The organism is Nocardia sp. N2S4-5 (genome assembly GCF_044628355.1).
Lineage (GTDB): Bacteria > Actinomycetota > Actinomycetes > Mycobacteriales > Mycobacteriaceae > Nocardia > Nocardia wallacei_B.
This window is the reverse complement of sequence record NZ_JBIUPM010000001.1, coordinates 3,578,896-3,596,323: the sequence shown is the minus strand read 5'-3', so window position 1 is coordinate 3,596,323 and position 17,428 is coordinate 3,578,896. Positions and strand designations below refer to the sequence as shown.

The following is a 17,428-nucleotide window of genomic DNA, read 5'->3' as shown; positions in this document are numbered from 1 at the left end:
AGTGGGGAGGGTTGGTTGATGAGTGGATGGGTTGTGTTGGGGCTTACTGTCGCGGTGGTTATTCCGGCGGTGGGTTTCGGGGTGGCGTTGTTCTGGCCGGAGAAGCCGCCAATAGCGCCGTCGGTGAACGACATTCGGCGTCGGGTCGAGGCTGAGGACTGTCGTGGAGGCCACGAGGAAGCGTTGTAGGTGGTGCGGGGGAGTGGTCGGTCGAGTGAGTCGAGACGTCGGTGGACCTGGATTGTCGGGTGCTTGATGTCAGCCGTGTTCAGTTTCTCGTGCTGTTCAACAAAATTGAACAGCACCAAATATTGAACACGGGAGGGATGCGATCAGTCGTGTGGAGTAGCGAGTCCGCGGCCTGGGCTGAACGGTGGCGGGAGCGGCTGCGCTGACTCTTCTACAAGACACGGGGCGTTGTCGCTGGGCAGGGTTGGGGTGTTGCGGGACGAAGGAAGGGATTCCGATGGGTGACACCATTGCTGGGCCGGTGATGGGGCGGCGGCGGATCAGGTTGATGGGGGCTGCGGTGTTGGTCGCCCTGATGGTCGGTGGGGCGGAGGGTGTTGCGGGGGCTGGGCCGGAGGGGGCGCAGGAGCGGATGGTGGTGCTGCCTGGTGGGGATGTTCATGTCGTGACGGAGGGGGAAGCGAAGGACGATGTGGTGGTGCTTCTGCATGGGCTGGGTGGGTCGACGGGCTGGTGGGATCCGGTGATGCCTGCGCTGCGGGGGAAGTATGTGGTGCGGATCGATTTGCTCGGGCATGGTGGGTCGGCGAAGCCTGAGGATGGTTACAGCATTGGCGCGCAAGGGGATCGGGTCGGGGAAGTGCTGGATCGGCTCGGTGTGCGGCGGGCGGTTGTCTTCGGGCATTCCACCGGCGGGTACGTGGCTACTTCGCTGGCCGAGCAGCGGCCGGGACTTGTCGCCGCGCTCGGGCTGATCGATTCGGGTCCACGGCTGGACGCGTTCACCGACAACGGTCCCGCGGGAGAGTTGCTGCTCAATCCGGCGATCGGGCAACCGTTGTGGCCGCTGCTGCCCGAGGCCGTGCTTCGGTATTCCATGAGCAGTGCTCTTACCCGCGACGTACCGATTCCCGATCAGTTGGTCGCCGACTTCAAGGGAATGACGTATCGCAGCCTCACCGCGACCTCGAACGCGTCGGACGAGTATCTGCGGGAGCGGGCCGAACCGGACCGGCTCAGCGACCTACGCCTGCCGACTATGGTGGTTTACGGATTGCGGGACAAGCGTTGGCCCGCAGCGTCTTTCGAGGAGTATCGCCGCGTTCCGAATGTGCGGCTCGAATCCCTCGATTGCGGCCACACCCCGATGCTCGAGGATCCCGTCCCCACCGGCACCCTCATCCGCGACTTCGCCGAGCATCACTGAGCCAGCTCCACCAACCACCACTGACCACATCTTCCTCTGAGCATCGCTGCGCAGAGCTTGCCCATCCACCTCTGACCAGACTCCGCCCAACACCACCGACCACCCCGAACAGGCAAACGGAGGCACGCATGCGGATCCTGATCTCCGGCGCCAGCATCGCCGGACCGGTGCTTGCGTACTGGCTTGCGCGGCACAACTTTTCGGTCACGGTGGTCGAGCGGGCAGCGGCTCCGCGGAAGACCGGCGGTCACGCGGTCGACTTGTTCCGGCCGGCGATGGACATCTCGGAGAAGATGGGTGTGCTGGCACGCATCGAGGCGCGGACGACCGGTACGAGCCGGCTGGCACTCGTTCCGGAAGGCGGGCGGCCTGTCCGGGTGGACCTGTCCACGATCTTCGGCGCCGCGTCGGATCGGCACGCCGAGATCATGCGTGATGATCTGAGCGAGATCTACTACGAGGCCGCCCGTGACGACGTCGAGTACCTGTTCGGCGACTCGATCACCGCGATTTCACCCGATGGCGACGTGCGGTTCGAACGAGCCGCGCCGCGTCGCTTCGATGTGATCGTCGGCGCGGACGGCCTGCATTCCACTGTGCGCCGCTTGGTCTTCGGTGACGAGACCCGCTTCAGCACAAGCACGGGGGCCTACCTCGCGGTGCTCACGCTGCCGGACATGACGGGGGTCGACGGAGAACTCCGCATCCATGTCGGCGTCGGGCGCACCGCCGGGATGTACCGCGCGCAGCACCTCGGTGACGCGCGGGCACTGTTCCTGTTCCGTAGCGAACACCCACTCGACTATCACCACCACGACGTACCCCGGCAGAAAGAACTGCTGCGCGCCGCATTCACCGGCGTGAATCCCGAGGTGCAGCACTGGCTCGACGCCCTCGACGGCACCGGCCCCTTCTACTTCGACTCCATCACCCAACTCCGCATGGACACCTGGTCGCGGGGGAGGGTGACGCTCGTCGGCGACGCGGGTTACTGCCCCGGCCCGGCGGTCGGTGGCAGCACGAGTCTCGCTGTCGTGGGCGCGTATGTCCTGGCGGGTGAGCTGGCACGGGCGGGCGGCGATCCCGAACGCGCGTTTCCCGCCTACGAGCGTGCGATGGCCGAGCACGTGCGGGGCAGTCACGCGGTCGGGCTGAGTGCGGCGAAGACCCTCATCCCAGCCTCCCGCCTCGGTGTGCGCGGGCTGGCCCAGGGCACTCGCCTCCTCTCTGCCCTGCCGCCGGGACTCGGTCGAGTCTTCCTCCGCCTCACTACCAAAAGCGCGCGCTTCCACAACTCCATGACGGTCGACGACTATCCATCCCCACCGAGGCAGCGGAGCACCGCCTAGGCCTCGAGCAGTTTTCGCAAGGTGTCAAGGTTGGCTGCGACCGCCGACTTGACCTTGACTGTCACGACCGGGCCGGCCAGTCGCAACGGTCCACGTAGTTCCAATTCGACGGTGTTGCGTAGTCGTGTTCCGGTGGGGATGGACTCGAGGTCGTAGGACACCACGGCCGGGAAGGGACCGATCTGACCACGGACCTGTAGCCGTCGCAGGGGCTGAAATTCGCTGACTTCGAACTCTTCGGTGGCGGGTTCGGGGATCGAGCGGGTCTGGCGATAACGGGTGCCGACCCCGACCGGACCGTCGGAGGTCTGCGTAGTCTCGGTGATCGCGTAATTCCAGACCGGCACGTTCTCGAAGTGGGCCAGGTAGTCGAACACGTCGGCGATCGGACGGTTGATGGTCAGCGTGTTCTCGAACGTGGTCATGCGGCCAGTAAACACCCCAATCGGTCCAGGAACCGCCGCTTCACAACCTGCGCTCCAACCACCACTCCGCCACCAGCAGCGAGGAGGTCCACCCCAGCCACGTACCGATCCCCGCGATCGTCTGCGTCATCAACTGCTCGTCGCCGTGAAATGTCGTGTGCAACTGGGGACTCAGCGCCACGATGAGGACGCCGCCGAGCAGCCGGTTGAGGATGATCGACAGGGTGAGGGCGAAGCTGCGGATCATCCAGCGTCGATGGTCGGGGAAGCGGCGGTGGCGGGCCGCTCGCCATCCGGTGATCGTGACGGCGAGCCACAGCAGCGCCAGCATGACGTTGCTGACCTGGGCGACCGCACCGAACGGGCTGGTCGCGCCGATCACTACGCCCGCGAGCCCGGCGGGCAGCACACCGGCGAAGACGTACCAGCGGCCCATCCGCCGATGCACCGCCGGATACCTGCCGCGAAACCACGGCCACACCTGGAAGCCGCAGAGCAGGATCGCGATCGAGCCGCACACCACGTGCACGACGAGCAGCGGATAGTGCGGCGCGAAGCCGGGATCCGGCACTCGCGACAGCGCCGGATCCAGTGTCAGATACGGCGGCAGGGAGAAAGCGACGAAGGCGACGACGAGCACCAGCAGCGGGCCGACCCAGGGCCGCTGCCACCAGGCTGAACTCTTCGGACGCGCGGCTTGCCTGGTCGGTACTGCCATGATGGACCACCCCGAGATGTCGGAACAACTACTGCGTAGGATATACGCAAAGCGTAGCGCATACGCAGTAGAGGAGGAATAGTGGCCGAGGAGCTACCGCGCGTGGCACGCCTGCTGTGGGAGGGCAATCGGTGGTCCGGGCGCGGGCCGCGACCGGCGCTCAGTCTCGAGCGCATCGTCGCCGAAGCCATCGCGATCGCCGACGAGGAGGGCATCGGCGCGGTATCGATGCAGCGCGTGGCCAAGCAGCTCGGCGCGGCGACCATGTCGCTGTACCGGTACGTGCCGAGCAAGGACGAACTGGTTGCGCTGATGTTCGACACGACCATGTCCGACCCGCCGGACCTGTCCCGGCACGGATGGCGCGCGGCGCTCGAGCAGTGGTCGCGGCAGTCCCGGGAGCTGTATCTGCGGCATCCGTGGATGCTTGCGATCGGGGCGAACAATCGCTGGATGGGACCCAACGAGGCCGCGTGGGGCGAGGCCGCGATCGGCGCGGTGACGGCGGTCGGGTTGCCGCCGGACACCGTCGCCGATGTCATCTTCTCCGTCAACGCCTTCGTCGGCGGCATCGTCCGCCTGGAGATCGATCCGACCCTGGGCCGCGACCAGGCCGGGCATGTCGGCCCCGCTCTCGATCCCGCGGCGCTCGAACGATACGGTCGCCCGGAGCGCTTCCCGGCCCTGCTGGCCATGTTGTCCGCCGACCCCGGTGACGACTACGGCACCCGGGACCTCGCCGCATCCGTCTTCGAATTCGGCCTCGGCCGACTACTCGACGGTATCGCCACCCACCTCGCCCTCTGATTGATTCCGCCAGGCGCGCAATGCTTCTCCCGCGAGCACATCCCCGTGCCCCACGCAGACGGTGTCCACATCCAGGTCCGTGAGGTGGTGAGCGGCGGCCTCGACGGCGTCGCTGTCGAGGTTGAACACGCCCGGCATGGTGGCGCCGCGGAAGTTGGCGAGAGTGTCGCCGGTGAACAGCACGCGGTGGCGTGGCAGGTGCAGGGCGATGCTGCCCGACGTGTGGCCCGGGACGGCGAGAACCGTTGCGCCGCCACCGAAGTCGAGTACTTCGCCGGCGTGCAGTTCACGGTGGACCGGGGCCGGGCGCGGAGGCGTCACCTGCGGCAGGCCCGCGAAGATCGGGCGTTCCCAGTCGCGCAGCACGGGGTCGGGCTGTGGGCGCTCGCCCCGGACGATATCGGCCTCGGTGTGATGAGCCCAGATCTCGGCGCCCCGGTCTGCCAGGTCGGCGGCCGAGCCGAGATGGTCGATATGGGCATGGGTGATGATCACTCGCCGCACCTGACCGGGGGCGAAACCCAATGTGCGAAGGCCGTTCTCGATTGCTCCGGCGGCACCGGGCAAGCCGCTGTCGATCAACGTCACCGTGGCGCCGTCGTTCCAGACGTACACATTGACGTCGTTCACCTCGGCAAACCGCAGGGCGCTCAGCTGCGGCAGCACGGATACGATCTCCATACCGCGAACCTACCGACAACGGACCCGGCTGCCCGGGAAATCTGCTCTGAGCAGAGAAACGCGGGCGCCGCCCGATCGGCGGCGCCCGCACGGCTCATGCCCTGTCGCGCAACGGCGTTCGGCCACCGGCCAATTCGGCCGTGAACGATTGGGTGTGCCGGTAACTGCGGGCCACGAGTGCGCTGCGCAGGTACCACAGCCCGCTGGCCTGAGTCGGGTCGCAGCCGGTCAGGGTGGCGATGCGTTTGAGCCGGTAATCGACCGTGTTGGTGTGGATGTGCAGGGCGTGCGCGGTGCGCTGGCGGTTCAGGTTGTTGCTGATGTGCCGTTGCAGGGTGTCCAGCAGCTCGGGATGCGGATCGAGCGGGTCGAGCAGCGTGCCCAGGTGCTCGCGGCCGGGACCGGGCCGGGTGAGCTGGTACTCGAGCGCCAGATCGTCGAACCGGTACAGGCCGCGCACCAGCCGGAGCCGGTGCACCATGTCGAGCAGCTGATGGGCACGGTCGGCCGCGGCCGGGATGTCGTGGGTGTCGGACGTGACGACGGTCGCGGTGATCGCCACCTGCGCCGCCTGCGACAGCGCGTCGACCAGCTGATCGAGATCGGTCTCCCGGGTGGCGGGGATGAGCAGCGTGCCGCCGTCGACGCTCAGCAGCGACAGCGGGGCGTCGCCGTTCAGGCCGGTGGCGAGCGCGGCCTGGATGCGCCGCAGCTTGCGGCGCGCGACCACCGCGCCGTCCAGCATCGGGTTGTTCTCCTCGGGATGCGGCGGCACCGCCAAGGCCAGCACGTGGTACTGCTCGGCGATCTCGATGCCGGATTCGCGAGCCATGGTCGAGGTGGGCCGCCCGCCGAGCAGCGCCGAGGTGAGCGTGTGCACCGCGGTGTGGTGCTCGCTGACCACCGAGCGCAGTTCGCGCACATAGGCTTTCGAGACCGCCGTGGTCATGGTGTCGAGCATGTCGACGACCATCTTGGCGGCGCCGACGAGATTGTCGTAGTCGTCGCGCCGCAGCGCCAGCATCTGCTCCTCGCCGTCGACCGTGCGCCGGTAGCTGTTGGTGGCGCTGGTGATGACGAGATCGAGGCCGAGGCGGAAACCCTCGTGGATGGCGTGGTGGATGGTATCGATCGGCACGCCTTCGCGCGCCCACTGCGCGGCGGTGTCCTCCAGTTTCCGGGTCTTCTCCGGCACGTCGGCACCGTCGAGCATGCTGACCGCCAGCTCCAGGCACAGCCGGGTGATGGAGGTGACGTCACCGTGGATCGCGTCGCCGGGCAGGGTTCGGCACGGTGCGACGGTTTCCACGAAGTGCCCCACCATCTGACGCGACAGGGCCCGCACGTCCTTCAACGGCGTGGAGAACGGCGTCCCGGAATACGTCAGGCCGGGACTGTTGGACATGTCGGCTTTCATCGGCGACCTTCCTTCCACCTTTGGTAAGACGAGGTGGGTATCACCCGCTTGTTGCTCTGCCACAAACGGTAAGCCGAGCTTCGGCTCACCTTCTACTCCTCTTTGAAGATTGTTCGGCAGCCGTAAAAATCCCGATTGATCAGGCAAAACAGCGGTCGACGGCGTGCGTCGAGGAGTGCTCCGCGGGGAGATAGTTGGCCACGGGCTCACTTTTGGGCCGCCGATCCATACGCTGCGGTACGTTCGTGCTCGTCCGCGGCTCAGGCCGCTCGGGAGTTGATCTCCGCCTCGGCCATCGCGGTGATCATGCGCGCGGTCATCGCGATGGCCTCCTTGCGCTGCTGGGCGTCGACGTCCAGGGCCGACACGCGCAGTACCGCGGCGAAACCGGTGTTGATCAGCACGAAGGTCATCACGTCGTACTCGTGGTCGTCGCCCGGCCCGAGCATCTGGATGACCAGCACCTTGACCAGCAGACGCAGCCGGGGTTCGAACTCGGGAATGCCGCTGCTGTAGAACTGCACGCCGGCCACCAGGGCGCGCACCAGTTGCGCGTTGTCCACCAGCTCGTCGCTGATGACCTCGAGGATGCCGGTGACCATGTCCAGGGTCGGCTTGTCCGACATGCCGAAAACCCGCTGTGTGAAACGTCTTTCGACGTTCTCCAGCAGCCGGCCGAGCAGTTCCTCGACGATGACCGAACGGTCGGAGAAATATCGGTAGACCGTGCCGATGCTGACCCCGGCCTCCGCTGCGATCCGGTTCGTCGAGGTGTTGGCGATGCCGCGCTCACCGAAGAGTTGCGCGGCGGTGTCCAGGATGTGTTCCCTGGTCGCCTTGGCACGGTCCTGTCTCGGGCGACGACGCTGTCCCGCGGTCTTAGGCGGCATCGCGCTCTCCTGCCTGCTGTCGATAGAAGATGAGCGTCGCTCAGTTTAAGCGCAGTGCGCGCCGCACCGTGGCGGAATCCGCACCGAGAACCTGTTGGTCGGTTCGCCGTACTTGCCGATTCCCGGCCCCGTGCCGCCTCGATGGGGTGGAATGTGGGTGAACGGGAACAGGCAGCGTTGCCAGTGGAGGTGCGGTAGTGGCCGGTCGAGTGCCCAAGGGGCGTTTCGTGCGGGGGAGCAGAATGGGCCGGCTCGCGGCCGGGCAGGCCGTCCGCGGGGTCGGGACCCGGCTGTCCATGATCGGACGTCCCGAGCAGGCCCGGCAGGTTCTCGCCGAACGGGCCACGCTGCAGGCGGCGCAGCAATTCGTCACGGTGCTCGGCGCGATGAAGGGCGCGGCGATGAAATTGGGGCAGATGCTCTCCGTGCTCGACGTCGATCTGCTGCCGGAATCGCATCGCGAGATGTTCCGCGTCAAACTCGCCGAACTCCGCGACCAGGCGCCGACGGTGCCGTTCGAGCAGATGCGGGCGGTGCTCGAGGCCGATCTCGGGCCGCTCGGACGGGTTTTCGCCGATTTCGACGAGACCCCGGTCGCGGCCGCCTCGATCGGCCAGGTATATCGGGCCACGCTGCGCGACGGCCGCACGGTCGCGGTCAAGGTGAAGTATCCGGGCGTGGACGAGGCCGTCGAATCGGATATGCGCAATCTGGCCATGATCAGCAGGTTGTGGAAGTCCATTCTGCCGAGCGCGGCCGACGAGGACGTGCTGGACGAGATCGCGCGCAATATCGGCACCGAACTCGACTACGTGCGCGAGGCCCGGACGCAGCACCGGGTGGCGACGCGCTACCGGGATCATCCGTTCATCACCGTTCCCGACAGCGTCGAGGAATGCTGTGGGCCGCACGTACTCGTGACGGAATTCGTCGCGGGCAAATCGTTTTCGGAGATGCGGCAATTGCCGGAGGCCGACCGGGACCGGATCGGTGAGTTGATCTATCGCTTCTACATCACGCCCATCTTCGCCGACTACGAATTCTGCGGCGATCCGCATCCCGGCAATATCCTGCTCGCCGCCGACGGCCGGCTCGCCTTCGTGGATTTCGGGCTCTACAACACCATGGACGGGGTATTCGTGGAGGCCGAGCGCACGGCCATGCGCACGGCGTGCGAACAACGGGCCTCGGACCTGTACGACATGTGGGTCGGCCGCGGCATCATCGACCCGGACGCGGGCGTGTCCCCGCAGGAATGCATGGAGTACGTCTGGGCCGCGGCCGGCTGGCACCTGCTCGACGAGGAGATCACCATCACCCCCGAACTCGCCACCGGCGCAGTGGTTCTCGCCATCGACCCGCGCGCGGCCAGTTTCCGCGGCATGCGCCGGCAGCACCTGCCCGCCGAGCACGTCTTCTCCCGCCGCGCCGACCTGTTCACCTTCGCCGCCCTCGGCCAACTCGTCTGCACCAATAATTGGCACCGCCTGGCCCGTGAATGGCTCTACCACGAACCCCCGTCGACCGAAATCGGTCGCGTCACCGCCCAGTGGCGGGCGAGCCGCTAGCCGCGGCTTCGGAAGCCGATGCCCGAATTGCCGGGTAGGGGCACGAGCCGGGCGAGGTCGGCGCGGCGTCTGCCGGCGTAACGGACCACCGGGCCCGCGAAGATTCCGGCGAGGCGGGTGTAGGGCCAGATACCGATCAGCAGGAGCACGATCAGGGCTCGGAACTGGTACAGGGCGGAAGCGTGGGCCATCGCCGCGGGGTTCGGGTGCAGGGTGAAAAGCGAACGGGCCCAAGGGAACAGGGTTTCCGCGAGACGGTAATTGCCGCTGGTGTAATTCGGGTCGACGCGGACCAGGATGCCGGACAGCGCGACCGCGGTGAGGACCGGGAGCGTCAGCCGGTCCAGTGGGGTGACCGGAGCGCGATGGGCGCCGGCGATCATCGGCGGCAGGAACACCAAGACGGCCCCGGCCGCGGCGATCGGCCCCGCCACCATCTCGACCACGACGAGGATTCCGTGCAGGGCGCCGCGCGGATGGTCGTGCGGTCCGGAGGCGATGACATCGGTGGCGCGGGCGGCCAGCACGAGGACCGTCCCGAGGCGAAAGGCGTCGGCGCCGTAGCGTTCCATCCGGTCGATGTCCGGTCCGCAACCCGCCGGCTGGAATCGGTCGTAGCGATATCGCCACACATTGCCGAGTACGAAAGACAGAAGGGCGCCGTAGGGCAGGACGATCCAGAACAGAACCGGCACGGTCCGTCATCGCCTTCCGGAGTGAGGGGAACTGGTGCACACGCTCGCAGAGGAGCAAACCCCGAGCTAGGGACCAAAGACACCTACCGGCGCGTGCCATCGGCACACCCTGACCCCCAATCGCCGCAGGAATGCCCACTCCGGCGAATCCGCGCTGGTGCCGGTGGAATTGTGGCACCATTCGAAGTGGGTAACGGCCCTCGTCCCCAGGAGCCCGCTATGTCGGATCCGTCGCACACCAGAATCTGTCTGACCGGGTCGGCGTCCCGTGCGCCGATGATCAGCCTGTTCCTCGTCCCCGAGCCGCGCGTGCGCGGGGCCTGCATGCTGCACCTGCTGGAGCAGGCGCCGGTCGACGACGCGCCCCGCCCGGATCCGGAACTGATCGCGTCGGTCGAGGCGCGGCACCTGCCCGGCGCCCGGCCCCGGCTGCTCGAATTCGACTCCGCCCACGCGTCCGCTCCCGGACTGCGCACCGTGTACCACGACCACTACATCGCCGACGGCCCGCTCGGGCTGGACACCGGTGATCCGGCCGAACTGGCGCGACTATCGATGCTGCCCGAACATCCGATCGGCCCGCGCCGCATCGACGACTTCGAGGATTACTCGGTCCGGCAGGCGATGCTGGCCGTGTACCGCTATTTCGGTGTGGACCAACGCATTCCGCTGATGTACCACGGATTCGCCGAGCCGGGCGGCGGCTGGCTGGCGCTGCGCACGGCCGTCGCCTGAGGGCTCACTCGTCGGGCACCAGCGAATAGATCCACCACGGCCGCCGGGGCAGCTCGAACTTGAGCAGGTGTACGTGCATGAACCGCACCGTCTCGGAACCGGGTGAGCGCAGCGGGACCGGTGCGCGGGGAATGTCCTCCGGCGGCACCTCCGCGGCCCACAGCCGCTCCCACTCCGGCGCCTTGCGGCACACCCGCACGATCTCCTCGATGCGCGCCGGGTCGACCAGTCCGGGCGCCATCACCCGGAACGAGTAGACCATCAGCCCGGCCTCGCGCTCCCAGCTCGGCATCACCTGCCGGGCAACGGGATCGAGCATCATCCACATGATGATGTTGGATCCCGGCTCCAGGCCGGGGAACACGTCCCGGTAGGCGTCGTTCACGGCGATCAGCTCGTGGCCGGGGATGGTCTGGAAGCAGGCCGGGTACGGCAGGCTGTGCAGGAAGGTGAGATCCGCGGGTTCGGGTGTCTCGCAGCCGGGTTCGGTGCCGGTGAGATCCTTCCGCAGTAGATACAGCACGTGATCGCGCATCTGCGCCGGCACGCGCAGCACGTCGAAGATGGCGCCCAGGGCGGTCGAGGTCGGCGCTCGGGTGCCCTGCTCGATCTTTTGGATCAGCGCCGCGGACAGGCCCGCTCGCTGGGCCAGCTCGGCGCGGGTCAGAGCGGCCGCTTCTCGGCGTTCACGCAAGTAGGCGGCGATCGCCGAATGTGCTGCGGCCACTGACACCTCCTCCGCCGGGCAGCGAATCGTTTTCAGCGTGCGGTGACGAACCCCTGCGCGACCAGCCAGTCGCGGGCGACGTCGGCCGGCTCCTGGCCCTCGACGTCCACCTTGCGATTGAGCTCGGTGATGCTCTCGTTGGTCAGCAGTCGCGTTATCGGGGCCATGACCTCGGCGACCTGCGGATGTGCGGTGGCGAAGGACTCCCGCATCACCAGCGCAGCGTTGTACTTCGGGAAGAACTTCAGGTCGTCGTCGAGCAGTTTCAGGTCCAGTGCCGGGATGCGGCCGTCGGTGGCCGCCACCGAACCGAACTGGCAGGTGCCGCCGGCCGTCGCCGGGTACACCAGCGAATCCTGCATGACCTGCTTGTGCACCTTGCCCGTATCGACGCCGTACTTGCGGACCAGGCCGGGGAAGCCGTCCTGCCGGACACTGAATTCGGTACCGACGCAGGTGGATCCGGTGCCGGGGTCGGTGTTCACCAGGCGGGCGTAGTCCGACAGGGTGGTGGCGCCGGTCCGCTGCTGGGCCGGGGCGCTGGTGACCAGCGCGTAGGTGTTGTTCATCGGCGCGAGGTCGGCCCACACCATGCCGTGCTCGGTGCGATCCTGGTCGCGCACCGCCTCGAACTGCGCGACCGAGTCGGGGACCGGGTTCTCGTTGCCGAGGTAGTTGATCCAGCCGGTGCCGGTGTAGTCGAACGCGACGTCGACCTGGCCGTGCAGCTGGGCATCGCGCAGGCTGTTGGAACCGGTGATGGCGGTGAGGTCGCGGACCTCCGCGCCGGCGGCGGTGAGGGCGAATTCGATCAGGTAGCCCAGGATGATCTGCTCGGTGAAGTCCTTGGAGCCCACGATGATTCGCACACCGTCGAGTTCCGGGACGGGCTGGATGCTGCCGGGCCCGACCCGCAGCGGCACCGCCCCGCCCGCTTCCAGCCCGCAACCGCACAGCAGCAACCCGACCGCGGCCAGCGCGGCGATCGCCTTGCCCCACACAGAGACAGGCCGCCGTGTCGTCGTGGGCTGGCGCGGAGTGCTCATCGCAGCCCCCTCGGTCCGAGGAATCGTTCCGCGAGGGCGCCGAGCCAGTCCACCAGGAGCGCGAGGGCGACGGCGAGCAGGGCGCCCACCCACAGTGTCACGTTGTCGCGCAGCTTGTAGCCGGTGTCGATCAGGATGCCCAGACCGCCCGCGCTGACCAGGAACGACAGCGTCGCGGTGCCGACCGCCAGCACCAGCGAGGTGCGCAGTCCGGCCAGGATGTAGGGCACCGCGAGCGGAAACTCGATGCGGCGCAACACGGTAACGGCCGACATGCCCTGGCCGCGCCCGGCGTCCACGAGCGTCGGATCCACCTGCTGATAGCCCAGGATGGTGTTGCGCAGCACCGGAAGCAGCGAATACAGCGCGATCGGCCCGACGCCGACCCAGAAGCCGGTCTTCTCGGTCCACAGATAGGTCAGCACGATCAGGCCGATCGTGGGCGCGGCCGAACCCAGATTCGCGATCCCCACGAACAGCGGCGCCACCCGCCGGTACCGGCCGCGGGTCAGCAGCGTGCCCAGCGGCACCGCCACCACCACGACGATCACGATGACGGTCAGGGTGATGACCAGGTGCTGGCGGGTGGCGGTGGCGATATTGTCGGCGTTCATGCTGGCCTGCTGGGTGGCGGTCAGTGTCCGGCCGAATCCCCACCAGAGCACGCCGACGGCCAGCGCGAGCGCCAGCACCGGCTGGGCGAACAAGCGGATGCGTTCGGCCCGTCGCTCCGGGTGGCGAGTGGCGACGCTCATGGTTGCGGGCCCGGTTCGGTGGTGGCGCTGGTGTGTTCGGCGCGCATCTCGGACAGGTGCGCCACCAGGGTGTCGATGGTGATCAGGCCCGCGTATTCGCCGCGGCGGCCGGTCACGACGGCGTGGGCGTTGCTCTCGGCCAGCAGCACCTCGAGCGCCCCTGCAGCGACGAGCGCAGCGCGACCGTGCCGGTGACGGGCAGCCCGACCGCCTGCAGCGATGTGGCCTGGGCCAGCAGCGCGTCCGAGACCCACCGCAGCGGGCGGCGCTGGGCGTCGAGTACGAGGCCCCATTTCCACTCCCGCGCGGCGAGCGCTTCGCGCAGCGGTTCCACGTCGTCCGTCTCGACGGCGGTGGGGCACTGCCCGAGATCGACGTCCTGCACCCGGACCAGCGTGAGCTGCTTGAGTGCGGCGTCGGCGCCGACGAATCCGGCCACGGTCTCGTCGGCCGGTTCGGCCAGGACGGCGGCGGGGGTGTCGTACTGGAGGATCCGAGATTGATTGCCCAGCACCGCGATCCGGTCGCCGAGCTTGACCGCCTCGTTGAAATCGTGGGTGACGAACACGATCGTCTTGTGCAGTTCGGCCTGCAGGCGCAGCAGCTCGTCCTGCAGCAGGCCGCGGGTGATCGGGTCGACGGCGCCGAACGGCTCGTCCATCAGCAGCACCGGCGGGTCGGCGGCCAGGGCGCGGGCCACGCCGACGCGCTGCTGCTGCCCGCCGGACAGCTGGCGCGGATAGCGGTTGCGGAAGGTGCCGGGGTCCAGCCCGACCAGTTCGAGCATCTCGTCGACGCGGGCGGCGATCCGGGCGCGATTCCAGCCGAGCAGTCCGGGCACCGTCGCGATATTGCGCGCCACCGTCATGTGTGGGAACAGCCCGGCCTGCTGGATCGAGTAGCCGACCTGCCGGCGCAGCTGGTCGGCGTTCACCGCGGTCACGTCGCGCCCGGCGATGGTGATGGTGCCGGACGTCGGCTCGATGAGCCGGTTGATCATGCGCATGGTGGTGGTCTTGCCGCAGCCCGACGGGCCCACGAACACCACGATCTCCCCGGCGGGAATGGTGAGCGAGATGTTGTCCACGGCCGGGTCGGGTTGTCCCGGATAGTGTTTGGTCACCGAGTCGAGCACGATCTCGGCGGGGGGATGCTCGGCGGCGGGCGCGGTATCAGTCACGGATTCCCCTCGGAGTGGTGAGACGGCCGACGAGGACGAGTACGGCGTCGAGCACCAGCGCCAGCACGATGATCAGCACCGTGCCGGTCAGCGCCATCGGCACCGCGGTCGGGCTGCCGAGCCGGGCCAGGCCGGAGAAGATCAGGTTGCCCAGGCCCGGGCCCTTGGCGTAGGCGGCCATGGCGAGAATGCCCATGCTCAACTGGGTGCTGACTCGGATGCCGGCCAGGATCGACGGCCAGGCCAGCGGCAACTCGATGCGGGCCAGGATGCGCAGGCGATTCATGCCCACGCCGCGTGCGGCGTCGGCGACGGCCGGGTCGACGCCGGCCAGGCCGATGATGGTGTTGCGCAGGATCGGCAGCAGGGCGTACAGCACCAAGGCCACGATGGTCGGCGCGACGCCCAGGCCGAGGGCGGGAATGAGCAGGCCCAGCAGGGCGAACGAGGGAACCGTCAGGATGATGCTGGCGGCCGCCGTGGACAGCGCCGAACCCCACGGACTGCGATGCACCGCGATGCCGACCAGCACGGCCACCACGGTGGCGAGCAGCACCGACTGCACGACCGCGGAGATATGCAGGTAGGAGTCGGTCAGCAGTTGGTTTCGATGGTCGACGACGAAGGTCCACAGCGTGTCCAGGGTTTAGCCCTCCCGCATCCTCGACGTCCGGGCAGAGTGTAGCGACACAGCAGGGACGGTATGGCATTTCCGAGGGTTTGTCGCGGTAGCGCCACCCGGTCCGGACGCTCTCGGGTACCGCGGCGAATTGGGCTGCGGCCCTGGTCGATCCGTCGGCGGGCGCCGGATGATGGCGCAACCGGGACAAATTGGGACAGCTTTGCCCCTTGACGGTCGGCCCGGCGGCTCGGGATGCTCACCTGGCCGTCCTACGCAGTGCGGCCAGTGGTGCCCGGCGGGGACGGCACGAGCAGACGACCGCATCATGCCGGTGCGGACGGCACGTGCCGATAGGGTGTGCGGCCGCTCCGGCGGCAGCGGGCCGGCGGTCGATGCGCTCTCACCGACCGCCGGTTTCGTTCACTGTCACCGCATCGGGAACCTCGGCGCTCTCTCCGTCGTCTTACTCTGTGACGGCCTTGGGGAGGGAGCGGAGATGACAGGACGCACGCGATCGCGGTGGCTCGTGGCGGGGGTGGTGTTCGTGCTCGCCGTTGTCGCGGCGGGTGGGGCGGTGTGGTGGCAGCAGAGTTCGAGCCCGCGGCCGATCGCCGGTGAGCAGCTCACGGACTTTCCCGATATCGACTCCTCCGGGTTGGACCCCGGCCGGGCTCGGATCGTCGCCGTGGCGCGCGCCGAGTACGCCCACCCCGGCGACGGGCGCAAATACGCCGAAGGCGTCGAGGAGGCATGGTGCGCCGACTTCGTCAGCTGGGTGCTCCGGGAGGCCGGAATGCCGCTGGCGAACCCGAACTCGGGGTCGTGGCGCATACCCGGCGTCTACACACTCCAGGAGTATTACGAGTCCGAGCAGCGGTTCGCACCCGCCGATTCCGGCTACCTGCCCCGCACCGGCGATGTGGTGCTCTACGACGGCAGCAGCCCGTTCGGTCAGCACACCAACATCGTGCTCGCCGCCGACGCCACCACCCTCACCACGATCGGGGGAAACGAGCAGGGCGATATCAGGATTCACCATTACGTCCGGGCCGAGGTACCGGGTATGGTCGGGTTCGGTCGTTCATGAAACGTTTCCGCCCGCGGGGGCTATTACCGACTGGTGGGTGAGGTGCATCGCGCACACCTCGGCCTACGATGAACCCGGCGGTGCCCGGCAGCGCCGCCGTCGCGGTCCCTGTCCTGCTGTCCCCTCATCGGCAGGGCGGGGATCTGCATCGCACGGCGAGGGAGCTCATGCGACAGTCCATTCGGCAAGACCCATCCACCTGGATCGATTACGCGGAGTTCGGTGAGCGTTTCGTCCGGCACGCGGTGACGCGGGCGCGCATCGAGGCCGCGGTGTCCGGGATGGCCGGGCGCGGGATGACGATCGGGCCGTTCTCGGTCGGTCCCGCCGGGCTGGCCGGGTTCGTCGCCGAGGGCAGCGTGGGCAAACCGGTCATCGCGCGCAGCGGGCCGCAGGTCACCTTCGAGGTGCGGGTACCGGTATCGCTGCACGTCACCATTACCCTGGGCGGCCAGCGGCTGCGGCTGGAGGCGATCGTCGAGATCGACCTGACGTTGCACGCCCGCACCGCGGCGCCGCTGCTGATCGTCATCGACATTCCACGGGTCAGCGCGCGCGACGTCAGCTTCGTGGTGCGGGCCCAGGCCATCGGCGCGGCTTTCGAACTGCTGCTGGATCCGATCGCGGTGCTGGTGCAGCGCGAGGTCGCCAACCGGCTCAACGCCATCCTCGCCGACCCCGCCGCGCGGCGCGGACGGGTGTTCGATGTCGAGGCGATCATGAACGGCACGCGGTCCGAGCATCTGGCGCGCGAGAGCTTCGACTGGATCGGCTACGACGAGTTCGGTCGGCGGTTCTTCCCGCTCATCGTTACCGCGAGGCGGGTGCGCGAGGTGGTGGATCGGCTCGCCGGTCGGGCCATCGAGATCGGGCCGTTGCGCACCGGGCCGCGCGAGGCGGCGACGGTGGAGGTGAAGGGCGCGGTTCGGGTGCCGCGTCTGGCAGAGCGGGAGGGCGTGGATCCGGTGTCGTTCGATCTGGTGATCCCCGTGGGGTTGGACATCACCGTCGACGTCCTCAAAGCCAACCGCTACCGGGCCGAGGTGGAAATCCCGCTCGTCCTCGTAGCCCGCGCCGCCGACCCCCTGCTGATCGTCATCGACACTTCCGCCCCCGACCCCGACACCATCTCCGTCGACCTGCGGGCCGAGGGGTGGCGGGCCAAGGCGCTGGGCCGGGTCGGGCACATCCGACAGCAGATCGCTACGCAGGTCGCGGCGGTTATCCGGGGCGAGTTGGCTGACCCTGCCGGGCGCACCATCGACGTGGAGAGTCGTATCGACTCTGTGTAGGGCGGCGTGGGAAGCGAGGCCCTTCGGATCAGCTCCGC

At 68.1% G+C, this 17,428-nt stretch carries 17 protein-coding genes and 1 pseudogene; 7 read left to right on the top strand and 11 right to left on the bottom strand.

What is annotated here, in order from left to right:
* The first annotated feature begins 466 nt into the window (after positions 1 to 466).
* Together ACFMRZ_RS16395 and ACFMRZ_RS16390 are read left to right on the top strand one after the other, a co-directional pair.
* Complete coding sequence (locus ACFMRZ_RS16395) at positions 467 to 1,396, top strand: alpha/beta fold hydrolase (RefSeq protein WP_400179825.1); 930 nt, start codon at positions 467 to 469, stop codon at positions 1,394 to 1,396.
* Positions 1,397 to 1,524: 128 nt separating this feature from the next.
* Positions 1,525 to 2,745: an FAD-dependent monooxygenase gene (locus tag ACFMRZ_RS16390; protein ID WP_400179824.1), complete on the top strand. Its 1,221-nt coding sequence runs from the start codon at positions 1,525 to 1,527 to the stop codon at positions 2,743 to 2,745.
* Here ACFMRZ_RS16390 and ACFMRZ_RS16385 read toward each other — a convergent pair.
* Together ACFMRZ_RS16385 and ACFMRZ_RS16380 are read right to left on the bottom strand one after the other, a co-directional pair.
* The gene (locus tag ACFMRZ_RS16385; RefSeq protein WP_400179823.1) at positions 2,742 to 3,170 is read right to left on the bottom strand and encodes an SRPBCC family protein; all 429 of its coding nucleotides are present in this window, start codon (positions 3,168 to 3,170) and stop codon (positions 2,742 to 2,744) included. The genes ACFMRZ_RS16390 and ACFMRZ_RS16385 overlap by 4 nt on opposite strands.
* A gap of 40 nt (positions 3,171 to 3,210) precedes the next feature.
* Positions 3,211 to 3,888, bottom strand: a complete 678-nt coding sequence (locus ACFMRZ_RS16380) for a DUF2306 domain-containing protein (protein WP_400179822.1) — start codon at positions 3,886 to 3,888, stop codon at positions 3,211 to 3,213.
* Positions 3,889 to 3,969: 81 nt separating this feature from the next.
* Between ACFMRZ_RS16380 and ACFMRZ_RS16375 the strand changes: the two genes are divergently transcribed.
* Positions 3,970 to 4,695, top strand: a complete 726-nt coding sequence (locus ACFMRZ_RS16375) for a TetR/AcrR family transcriptional regulator (RefSeq protein WP_280360748.1) — start codon at positions 3,970 to 3,972, stop codon at positions 4,693 to 4,695.
* On the opposite strand, the gene ACFMRZ_RS16370 is transcribed toward ACFMRZ_RS16375, so the two are convergent.
* From ACFMRZ_RS16370 to ACFMRZ_RS16360, 3 genes are all read right to left on the bottom strand, one after another.
* Entirely contained in the window at positions 4,660 to 5,376 is a 717-nt protein-coding gene (locus tag ACFMRZ_RS16370; RefSeq protein ID WP_400179821.1) for an MBL fold metallo-hydrolase, read from the bottom strand. The genes ACFMRZ_RS16375 and ACFMRZ_RS16370 overlap by 36 nt on opposite strands.
* A 94-nt stretch (positions 5,377 to 5,470) precedes the next feature.
* On the bottom strand, positions 5,471 to 6,793 hold the full coding sequence (locus ACFMRZ_RS16365; RefSeq protein ID WP_280273071.1) for a helix-turn-helix domain-containing protein: 1,323 nt from the start codon (positions 6,791 to 6,793) through the stop codon (positions 5,471 to 5,473).
* Between the two features lie 260 nt (positions 6,794 to 7,053).
* Positions 7,054 to 7,683: a TetR/AcrR family transcriptional regulator gene (locus tag ACFMRZ_RS16360; protein WP_280273070.1), complete on the bottom strand. Its 630-nt coding sequence runs from the start codon at positions 7,681 to 7,683 to the stop codon at positions 7,054 to 7,056.
* Positions 7,684 to 7,880: 197 nt separating this feature from the next.
* Here ACFMRZ_RS16360 and ACFMRZ_RS16355 point away from each other — a divergent pair, with 197 nt between their 5' ends.
* Positions 7,881 to 9,251: an ABC1 kinase family protein gene (locus tag ACFMRZ_RS16355; protein WP_400179820.1), complete on the top strand. Its 1,371-nt coding sequence runs from the start codon at positions 7,881 to 7,883 to the stop codon at positions 9,249 to 9,251.
* Here ACFMRZ_RS16355 and ACFMRZ_RS16350 read toward each other — a convergent pair.
* Entirely contained in the window at positions 9,248 to 9,946 is a 699-nt protein-coding gene (locus tag ACFMRZ_RS16350) for a respiratory nitrate reductase subunit gamma (RefSeq protein WP_400179819.1), read from the bottom strand. The two genes, ACFMRZ_RS16355 and ACFMRZ_RS16350, sit on opposite strands and share 4 nt — an antisense overlap.
* Before the next feature lie 219 nt (positions 9,947 to 10,165).
* Between ACFMRZ_RS16350 and ACFMRZ_RS16345 the strand changes: the two genes are divergently transcribed.
* Positions 10,166 to 10,681 (top strand): hypothetical protein, encoded by a 516-nt coding sequence (locus ACFMRZ_RS16345; protein WP_280273068.1) that lies wholly within the window; start codon positions 10,166 to 10,168, stop codon positions 10,679 to 10,681.
* A gap of 4 nt (positions 10,682 to 10,685) precedes the next feature.
* On the opposite strand, the gene ACFMRZ_RS16340 is transcribed toward ACFMRZ_RS16345, so the two are convergent.
* The 5 genes and pseudogenes from ACFMRZ_RS16340 to ACFMRZ_RS16320 all read right to left on the bottom strand — a co-directional run bounded on the left by ACFMRZ_RS16340 (position 10,686) and on the right by ACFMRZ_RS16320 (position 15,032).
* Positions 10,686 to 11,408: a helix-turn-helix domain-containing protein gene (locus tag ACFMRZ_RS16340; RefSeq protein ID WP_400179818.1), complete on the bottom strand. Its 723-nt coding sequence runs from the start codon at positions 11,406 to 11,408 to the stop codon at positions 10,686 to 10,688.
* A 32-nt stretch (positions 11,409 to 11,440) separates the two neighbouring features.
* Entirely contained in the window at positions 11,441 to 12,454 is a 1,014-nt protein-coding gene (locus ACFMRZ_RS16335; RefSeq protein ID WP_400179817.1) for a glycine betaine ABC transporter substrate-binding protein, read from the bottom strand.
* Positions 12,451 to 13,209 (bottom strand): ABC transporter permease, encoded by a 759-nt coding sequence (locus tag ACFMRZ_RS16330; RefSeq protein WP_280273065.1) that lies wholly within the window; start codon positions 13,207 to 13,209, stop codon positions 12,451 to 12,453. The genes ACFMRZ_RS16335 and ACFMRZ_RS16330 overlap by 4 nt, the downstream gene beginning before the upstream one ends.
* Positions 13,206 to 14,389, bottom strand: a pseudogene (locus ACFMRZ_RS16325) (ABC transporter ATP-binding protein). The gene ACFMRZ_RS16330 and the pseudogene ACFMRZ_RS16325 overlap by 4 nt, the downstream one beginning before the upstream one ends.
* Entirely contained in the window at positions 14,382 to 15,032 is a 651-nt protein-coding gene (locus tag ACFMRZ_RS16320; protein WP_400182883.1) for an ABC transporter permease, read from the bottom strand. Before ACFMRZ_RS16320 ends, ACFMRZ_RS16325 begins: the two are co-directional and overlap by 8 nt.
* A 475-nt stretch (positions 15,033 to 15,507) precedes the next feature.
* Between ACFMRZ_RS16320 and ACFMRZ_RS16315 the strand changes: the two genes are divergently transcribed.
* Complete coding sequence (locus ACFMRZ_RS16315) at positions 15,508 to 16,098, top strand: CHAP domain-containing protein (protein WP_400179816.1); 591 nt, start codon at positions 15,508 to 15,510, stop codon at positions 16,096 to 16,098.
* A gap of 167 nt (positions 16,099 to 16,265) precedes the next feature.
* Positions 16,266 to 17,390: a hypothetical protein gene (locus tag ACFMRZ_RS16310; RefSeq protein ID WP_400179815.1), complete on the top strand. Its 1,125-nt coding sequence runs from the start codon at positions 16,266 to 16,268 to the stop codon at positions 17,388 to 17,390.
* Positions 17,391 to 17,428: the final 38 nt, after the last annotated feature.

Excerpts from the sequence above, each read along its gene's own strand:
- ACFMRZ_RS16380 (WP_400179822.1), bottom strand. The coding sequence starts at position 3,888 with ATGGCAGTACCGACCAGGCAAGCCGCGCGTCCGAAGAGTTCAGCCTGG.
- ACFMRZ_RS16310 (WP_400179815.1), top strand. The coding sequence starts at position 16,266 with ATGCGACAGTCCATTCGGCAAGACCCATCCACCTGGATCGATTACGCG.
- ACFMRZ_RS16335 (WP_400179817.1), bottom strand. The coding sequence starts at position 12,454 with ATGAGCACTCCGCGCCAGCCCACGACGACACGGCGGCCTGTCTCTGTG.
- ACFMRZ_RS16395 (WP_400179825.1), top strand. The coding sequence starts at position 467 with ATGGGTGACACCATTGCTGGGCCGGTGATGGGGCGGCGGCGGATCAGG.
- ACFMRZ_RS16315 (WP_400179816.1), top strand. The coding sequence starts at position 15,508 with ATGACAGGACGCACGCGATCGCGGTGGCTCGTGGCGGGGGTGGTGTTC.
- ACFMRZ_RS16345 (WP_280273068.1), top strand. The coding sequence starts at position 10,166 with ATGTCGGATCCGTCGCACACCAGAATCTGTCTGACCGGGTCGGCGTCC.
- ACFMRZ_RS16330 (WP_280273065.1), bottom strand. The coding sequence starts at position 13,209 with ATGAGCGTCGCCACTCGCCACCCGGAGCGACGGGCCGAACGCATCCGC.
- ACFMRZ_RS16370 (WP_400179821.1), bottom strand. The coding sequence starts at position 5,376 with ATGGAGATCGTATCCGTGCTGCCGCAGCTGAGCGCCCTGCGGTTTGCC.
- ACFMRZ_RS16385 (WP_400179823.1), bottom strand. The coding sequence starts at position 3,170 with ATGACCACGTTCGAGAACACGCTGACCATCAACCGTCCGATCGCCGAC.
- ACFMRZ_RS16360 (WP_280273070.1), bottom strand. The coding sequence starts at position 7,683 with ATGCCGCCTAAGACCGCGGGACAGCGTCGTCGCCCGAGACAGGACCGT.
- ACFMRZ_RS16390 (WP_400179824.1), top strand. The coding sequence starts at position 1,525 with ATGCGGATCCTGATCTCCGGCGCCAGCATCGCCGGACCGGTGCTTGCG.
- ACFMRZ_RS16365 (WP_280273071.1), bottom strand. The coding sequence starts at position 6,793 with ATGAAAGCCGACATGTCCAACAGTCCCGGCCTGACGTATTCCGGGACG.